Origin of the sequence: Thermus sp. (genome assembly GCF_039793865.1) — a bacterium.
In the GTDB taxonomy this organism is placed as follows: Bacteria; Deinococcota; Deinococci; order Deinococcales; family Thermaceae; genus Thermus.
In genome coordinates this window covers 22,264-28,557 of sequence record NZ_JBAMMI010000034.1, presented here as the reverse complement: position 1 = coordinate 28,557, position 6,294 = coordinate 22,264, and the positions used below count along the sequence as shown (strand labels likewise).

The following is a 6,294-nucleotide window of genomic DNA, read 5'->3' as shown; positions in this document are numbered from 1 at the left end:
CCTTTCCGAGAAGAACCCAGGTTGGCAGTTTGAGCGCCTGGCCGACGGGAGGCTAGCCGTGTCCCCTACGGGCGGGGAAAGCGGGCGGATTAGCGCCGCCGTCCTGGGCCAGCTTTACCGCTGGAACGAGGCGCAGGGCCTGGGGGTGGTCTTTGACGCCTCCACGGGGTTCAGGCTCCCCGACGGCTCGGTGCTCGCCCCGGACGCCGCTTTCCTCCAGGGGGAGCGGTGGCGGGCCCTCTCCCCGGAGGAGCGGGAAGGGTTTCCTCCCTTGGCCCCGGACGCGGTCTTTGAGGTCCGTTCCCGAAGCCAAAGTCTGGAAGAGCTGCGGGATAAGGCGGCGTGGTACCTGAAGAACGGGGTGCGTCTTGTGGTCCTCCTGGACCCCTACGCCCACCGGGTGGAGGTCTTCCGGCCGGGAGGGGTGGAGAGCCACCAGGGGCCGGAGCGGGTGCCCTTAGACCCCGAGCTTCCCGGCTTCGCCCTGGAGACCCGAGGCCTTTTCCTCCCTTGACGGCGGGGCCCTGGGGCGGGAGCATGGGGTCATGCGGCTTCCCCTCATTGAGCGCTACCGGGACCTCCTCCCGGTCTCGGAGAAGACGCCGGTGGTGAGCCTCCTCGAGGGCTCCACCCCCCTCATCCCCCTCAAGGGCCCCGAGGAGGCGAGGAAGAAGGGCATCCGCCTCTACGCCAAGTACGAGGGCCTAAACCCCACGGGGAGCTTCAAGGACCGGGGGATGACCCTCGCCGTCTCCAAGGCGGTGGAAGGGGGGGCAAGGGCCATCGCCTGCGCCAGCACCGGGAACACCGCCGCTTCCGCCGCGGCCTACGCCGCCAGGGCCGGGATCCGGGCCATCGTGGTCCTCCCGGCGGGCTACGTGGCCCTGGGCAAGGTGGCCCAGAGCCTGGTGCACGGGGCGAGGATCGTCCAGGTGGAGGGGAACTTTGACGACGCCCTGCGCCTTACCCGGGAGCTGGCGGAAAACTTCCCCGTGGCCCTGGTGAACTCGGTGAACCCCCACCGCTTAGAGGGCCAGAAGACCCTGGCCTTTGAGGTGGTGGACGAGCTCGGCGACGCCCCCCACTACCACGCCCTTCCCGTGGGGAACGCGGGGAACATCACCGCCCACTGGATGGGCTACAAGGAGTACCATGCCCTGGGAAAGGCCAAAAGGCTTCCCCAAATGCTCGGCTTCCAGGCGGCGGGGGCGGCGCCCTTGGTCCTGGGCCGCCCGGTGGAGCGCCCCGAGACCCTGGCCACCGCCATCCGCATCGGCAACCCGGCGAGCTGGCAAGGGGCCGTCCGGGCCAAGGAGGAGTCGGGGGGGCTCATAGAGGCGGTGACGGACGAGGAGATCCTCTTCGCCTACCGCTACCTGGCCCGGGAGGAAGGGATCTTCTGCGAGCCCGCGAGCGCCGCGGCCATGGCCGGGGTCTTCAAGCTTTTGCGGGAGGAGAGGCTTGCCCCGGAGAGCGCCGTGGTCCTCACCCTCACGGGCCACGGCCTCAAGGACCCGGCCACCGCCGAGCGGGTGGCCGAGCTTCCCCCGCCCGTGCCCGCCCGCCTCGAGGCGGTGGCCGCGGCCGCAGGGCTTTTGTGGTAGCCTTGGGGTATGGCCGAGCGCGCCCGCAAGAAAGTCCCCGAGCCCTTTCCCGGGGCCTACTACGTGGCCGGGGCCATCACCCTCGCCCTCATGCTCCTCTTCCTGGCCCTGGGGGCGAGCCTTCCCCCCGGGGTGGCGGGGTTTCTGGTGGCCTTCGTCCTGGGGCTCACCGTGAGCCCGAAGTACGTGCCCTACTTCCTGGTGGCCGGGGCCTTCTCGGCGGTCATGGGTTTTCTGGGGCGGGAGCCCCAGGTGGCCTGGGGGGGCGTGGCCCTCTTCCTCTCCCAGCTCCTGGTGGCCCGCCTCGTGAAGGAATAGTGGACCCGAACCGCCTGGCCCAGGTCCTTTCCCTTCTTGGGGTGGCGGGCTACCTCTACTTCCTCTGGCTTCGCCCGGACCAGGAGGGCATCGCCCTGGCCCTGGGCCTCGCGCTAGGGGGCGCGGGCCTGGCCTATGGGGAAAGGCCCTTTCCCGTGCCCCTCTTCCTTGGGCTTTTGGCCCTCTACCTCCTCCTCCAGCTCCTCTTCGGCCACCCCCTCCACGCCCTTCTGGGGGGGGCCTTAGGCCTCGGGCTACCCTACCTCGCCTACCGCCTGCGGAAGCCCGCCAGGTAGAGGAGGGCCCCTAAGAGCATGCCTTCCCCCATGGCGGGGAGGTAGAGGGCCAGTTCCCTTACGTCCAGGCGCAGGTAAAGGAGAAGGGGCCAGGGGGTGAGGGCCCAGACCAGGCCCGGCCGCCCGTAGCCCGCCGCCAGAAAGAGGCCCGCTCCCAGGCCCCGGAGGTAGGTGAGCCACCCCGAGCCCAGCCGGTCTTGGTAGACGAACCAGAGGAGGTTGAGCCAGATCCCCAGGGCCCAAAGGGGGAGGCGTTTTTCCAGCCGGAAGGCGAGGGCCATGAGGAAGGGGAAGGCCAGGGCCTCAAGCACGGGCCACCCCCGGGCTTTGGGCCTCGAGGTAGGCCACCAGCACCTCCAGGGCCTTTTCCACCGCTTCGTCCAGGTCCTCCCCCGGGATGACGGGGGTCCCTTCCTCCTGGGCCAGGAGGAGGAGGTGGTCCTGGATGAGGCGGATCTCGGGGAAGTGGCGTAGGTACTTTTCCTGGGGGCGGGCGTGGCCCGTCTCCCGGTCCCTGAGGAGGAAGCGGTCCCGGTGGAGCTTCTCGTCGTGGAGGACCACCAGCATGGGCACGGTGAGGACCCTTTCCCGGTGGGGGTGGTCCAGGTAGCGAGGCACCACGTGGACCCCTTCCAGGACGATGGAGGTGCCCTCCAGAGCGCTCCTTTCCTGGATGGCCCTGAGGCCCACGGCCACCCGGGCCACCTGGTCCAGGAACCCCCTCAGGACCCGGGCCTCGTGGTCCTCCTCGCTGAGGAGGCCTGGGGTGAGGGCCTTCCAGGCCTCGAAGGTGGAGAGGTGAAGGGTGGGGAGGAGGTCCTGGGAGAGGCTTGCCCGGAAGACCTCCCGCACCGCGTCCGAGGGGACGATGTGGGTGATGCCTAACCTATAGGCCAGGGCCGAGGCGAGGACGCTTTTCCCCACCCCCGTAACCCCTCCTATGAGGATGTGGACTGGCCGGGCGCTCCTCCGGAGGCTCCGCAGGAGGAGGTAGCGGCGGGCCGCTTCCTCTCCCACCTCCTTGAGAAGGGCCTGGTACACCCGCTCCCTGAGCTCCGTGCGCCCCACCACCCGCCTTCCTTCCTGGCGCAAGGCCCGTTCCATCTCCCGGGCCAGGCGGTAAGCCTGTTCCGGGGAGAGGCCGATCCCCATGAGGGACTGGGCCAGGATGCCCTTGGAAAAGGGCATGCGGGGCTCGCCGCCCTCCTCCTCCACGAAGAGCTCCCCGGCGAAGGCCTGGCGCTCCAGGTAGCGCTTTCCGGCGCCCTCGCCCTTGGCCCGGGCCACCTCCTCCGCCACCACCTGTTCCAGGCGGCGGGCGGAGATCTTGCGCACCCCCTCCTCCCTCAGGCGGCGCTCCACCGCCTGGGCCAGGGCGTGGGCCTCCTTTAGCGAGAGCCCGGCCTCCTCCAGGCTCTGGGCCAGGAGCCCCTTGGAAAAGGGCCTCGGCCGCCTTCCCCTTAGGACCAGGATCTCTTCAAAGGGAAGGGTCTGCCGGGAGAGCCTTTCCGCCACCCCCTGGCCCAGGGCTTTGGCCACCTCCTCCAGGAAGACCTGCCGCAGGGCCTTGGGCCCTACCTCCTTGCGGCCTTCCTCCTTGAGGCGCTCCTCCACGGTGTGGGCCACGGCCTGGGCGGCCTCGAGGGGCACCCCTAAAGGCAGAAGGGCTTCCACCAAGAGCCCCTTGGAAAGGGGCCAGCGGCCCCGCCTGAGGCGCACGAAGATCTCGCCCATTGCCAGGCATCATAGCATTTCCCGCTAGGAAAGGGCTTTCCTTGACAGGGGTTTCTCCCCGTGCTACCATGCCTAATAGCTTGGCGCCGTAGCCAAGGGGTAAGGCAGAGGTCTGCAAAACCTCCATTCGCCGGTTCGAATCCGGCCGGCGCCTCCAAAGGCAAGGGCGCGTAGCTCAGGTGGCCAGAGCACTACCTTGACACGGTAGGGGTCGGTGGTTCAAGTCCACTCGCGCCCACCAGAAAGCCCCGGGATTCCCGGGGCTTTGCCCTTTATCCCAGCGCGGCTTCGCCGCCCCTGGGAGCGGGGACCTGGCCCCCTCATGCCACCCCGTGCTGGCGCAAGCCAGCATGGGCCCCAAAAGAGCTTTCCCACAGCCAGAGCTTGGGCATCCCGTGTGGCAAAGCCCAGGTGCGGGCACTTAGGTTTGGGAAACCCCCCACCTCTATTTGGATTGCCCCCGCCTCGGCCTGGAACCCCAGGGTCTTGTGGGTGCCATCGCAAAAGGGCTTCTTCTGGGAACCGCCGCAGCGGCAAAGGCCAGGTTCCCCTTGGGGAGAGGGATCTCTTCCCCGCCAAGGCGCACCCTGGTCCCTGGGGGGAACTCCACCACGTAGGGCCCGTTCTCCCGAAAGCGGATCCGCATGCCCTTAGTTTAGCGGGGTAGACTGGACCCATGGGGGGCCGGTCTGAGCCTTCCGCCCTCGTGGGGAGCCCGGAGCTTCGGGATGGGGGGCTCGAGGCCGCCTTTGGAGAGCGCCTGCAGAGGCTCGCCCCCAAGGACCCCCTGGTCCTCGCGGTCTCGGGGGGCGGGGACTCCGTGGCCCTGGCCCACCTGGTGGCGCGGGCCGGGCGGAGGGCGGTGGTGGCCCACCTGGACCACGGCCTCCGCCCCGATAGCCCCGAGGACCTGGCCTTCGTGCGGGCCCTGGCGGAGCGGCTCGGCTTCCCCTTCTTCGCCGAGCGGGTGGAGGTGGGGAGGCTCGCCAAGGAGCGGGGGGAGAACCTCGAGGCCCTGGCCCGGGAGGTGCGCTACGCCTTCCTCCACCGGGTGGCCAAGGGGGTGGGGGCCAAGGCCATCCTCACCGCCCACACCCTGGACGACCAGGCGGAAACCCTCCTCCTCAAGCTCCTCCAGGGCACGGCCCGGGGGCTTGGCATCCGGGAGAAGGAGGGGCTCGTGGTCCGCCCCCTCCTCCCCTTCCCCCGGGAGGAGCTGAGGGCCTACCTCGAGGCCCTGGGGGAGGCCTGGCGGGAGGACCCCACGAACCAGGACCTCTCCCTGGACCGGAACTACCTGCGCCTCGTGGTCTTCCCCCTCCTCCTTAAGCGCTTTCCCCGGGCCCGGGAGGCCCTTTTCCGCTTCGCCAAGGTGCAGGAGGCCGAGGACGCCCTCCTGGAGCGGGAGGCCCAGGCCCGCCTCCTCCCCGACCCCCGCTTCTTCGTCCCCGCCTACCGGGCGGCCCCCCTCCTCCACGCCCCCGAGCCCCTGCGCCGGAGGGCCCTGCGCCAGGTGCTGGAAGCCCTGGACCTTCGCCCCGAACACCGCCTCGTCCTCCTCCTGGAGGAGGCCCTTAAAGGGAAGGCGGGGACCCTGCCGGGGGGCCACACCGCCCGCAGGCAGGGGGGGACGCTCTTCCTCATCCCCCCGGCCCCCAGGGTGCCCCTGCCCCCGGGCTTCCGCCGCCCGGCCCCCGGGGACCACCTGGCCCTGCCCTTCGGGAGAAAGCGCCTGGTGGAGTTCCTGGCGGAGAGGGGGGTGCCGAGGGAGCTCAGGCCCCTCTGGCCCGTGCGGGGGGAGGAGGGGCGGGTGGAGGAGGTCTTGGGCCTCTTCCCGCCCCCCGAGGAGGCCCAGCTCATGGGGCTTGCCCTGGAGGAGGCCAGGAGGGCCTTCGCCGAGGGGGAGGTGCCCGTGGGGGCGGTGATGGTGGTGGGGGAAGAGGTCCACGCCGACCACAACCGGGTGGAGGCCACAAAGGACCCCACGGCCCACGCGGAGATGCTCCTCCTGAGGAGGCTCGGCCAAAGGGCCCGGGGCGGGCGGCTTTACGTCACCCTGGAGCCTTGCCGCATGTGCCACCACGCCCTCCTCGAGGCCGGGGTAGAGGTGGTCTACGGGACGGAGAACCTGAAGGAGGGGGCCCTCACCCGCTTCGGGGACGGGCGGGGCATGAGGGGTGGCCTGAGGGAGGGGGAGTGTGCTAAGCTCTTAAGGGACTTCTTCGCCCGGCTCAGGGAGGGGTGCCGGAGCGGTTGAACGGGCCGGTCTCGAAAACCGGTAGGCCCCGCGAGGGGCCTCGCGGGTTCGAATCCCGCCCCCTCCGCCAAAGGGCGGCCTCCGG

At 70.3% G+C, this 6,294-nt stretch carries 7 protein-coding genes, 3 tRNA genes and 1 pseudogene; 8 read left to right on the top strand and 3 right to left on the bottom strand.

Features of this window, described 5'->3' with window-relative positions:
- From ABJK26_RS03295 to ABJK26_RS03280, 4 genes are all read left to right on the top strand, one after another.
- Nucleotides 1-514 (top strand): Uma2 family endonuclease (locus ABJK26_RS03295; RefSeq protein ID WP_347240802.1); only part of this gene is annotated, 514 nt, incomplete at its 5' end.
- 31 nt (nt 515-545) lie between these two features.
- Entirely contained in the window at nt 546-1,604 is a 1,059-nt protein-coding gene (gene thrC, locus ABJK26_RS03290; RefSeq protein ID WP_347240801.1) for a threonine synthase, read from the top strand.
- A gap of 9 nt (nt 1,605-1,613) precedes the next feature.
- A complete protein-coding gene (locus ABJK26_RS03285) occupies nt 1,614-1,922 on the top strand; it encodes a hypothetical protein (RefSeq protein WP_347240800.1) in 309 nt (102 codons plus the stop codon).
- On the top strand, nt 1,922-2,218 hold the full coding sequence (locus ABJK26_RS03280; RefSeq protein WP_347240799.1) for a hypothetical protein: 297 nt from the start codon (nt 1,922-1,924) through the stop codon (nt 2,216-2,218). The genes ABJK26_RS03285 and ABJK26_RS03280 overlap by 1 nt, the downstream gene beginning before the upstream one ends.
- Here ABJK26_RS03280 and ABJK26_RS03275 read toward each other — a convergent pair.
- Together ABJK26_RS03275 and ABJK26_RS03270 are read right to left on the bottom strand one after the other, a co-directional pair.
- A complete protein-coding gene (locus tag ABJK26_RS03275) occupies nt 2,191-2,529 on the bottom strand; it encodes a hypothetical protein (RefSeq protein WP_347240797.1) in 339 nt (112 codons plus the stop codon). The genes ABJK26_RS03280 and ABJK26_RS03275 overlap by 28 nt on opposite strands.
- The gene (locus tag ABJK26_RS03270; RefSeq protein ID WP_347240796.1) at nt 2,522-3,952 is read right to left on the bottom strand and encodes an ATP cone domain-containing protein; all 1,431 of its coding nucleotides are present in this window, start codon (nt 3,950-3,952) and stop codon (nt 2,522-2,524) included. The genes ABJK26_RS03275 and ABJK26_RS03270 overlap by 8 nt, the downstream gene beginning before the upstream one ends.
- Nucleotides 3,953-4,034: 82 nt before the next feature.
- On the opposite strand from ABJK26_RS03270, the gene ABJK26_RS03265 reads away from it, so the two are divergent.
- Both ABJK26_RS03265 and ABJK26_RS03260 read left to right on the top strand, forming a co-directional pair.
- A tRNA-Cys gene (locus ABJK26_RS03265) sits at nt 4,035-4,109 on the top strand.
- A 7-nt stretch (nt 4,110-4,116) separates the two neighbouring features.
- Nucleotides 4,117-4,193 (top strand) — tRNA-Val (locus ABJK26_RS03260).
- Between the two features lie 202 nt (nt 4,194-4,395).
- On the opposite strand, the pseudogene ABJK26_RS03255 reads toward ABJK26_RS03260, so the two are convergent.
- A pseudogene (locus tag ABJK26_RS03255) lies at nt 4,396-4,598 on the bottom strand (CDGSH iron-sulfur domain-containing protein); the annotation flags it as partial.
- Between the two features lie 30 nt (nt 4,599-4,628).
- On the opposite strand from ABJK26_RS03255, the gene tilS reads away from it, so the two are divergent.
- Together tilS and ABJK26_RS03245 are read left to right on the top strand one after the other, a co-directional pair.
- Nucleotides 4,629-6,209, top strand: coding sequence for a tRNA lysidine(34) synthetase TilS (tilS, locus tag ABJK26_RS03250; protein WP_347240795.1), 1,581 nt, complete (start codon nt 4,629-4,631; stop codon nt 6,207-6,209).
- Nucleotides 6,188-6,279 (top strand) — tRNA-Ser (locus ABJK26_RS03245). The genes tilS and ABJK26_RS03245 overlap by 22 nt, the downstream gene beginning before the upstream one ends.
- Nucleotides 6,280-6,294 lie beyond the last annotated feature (15 nt).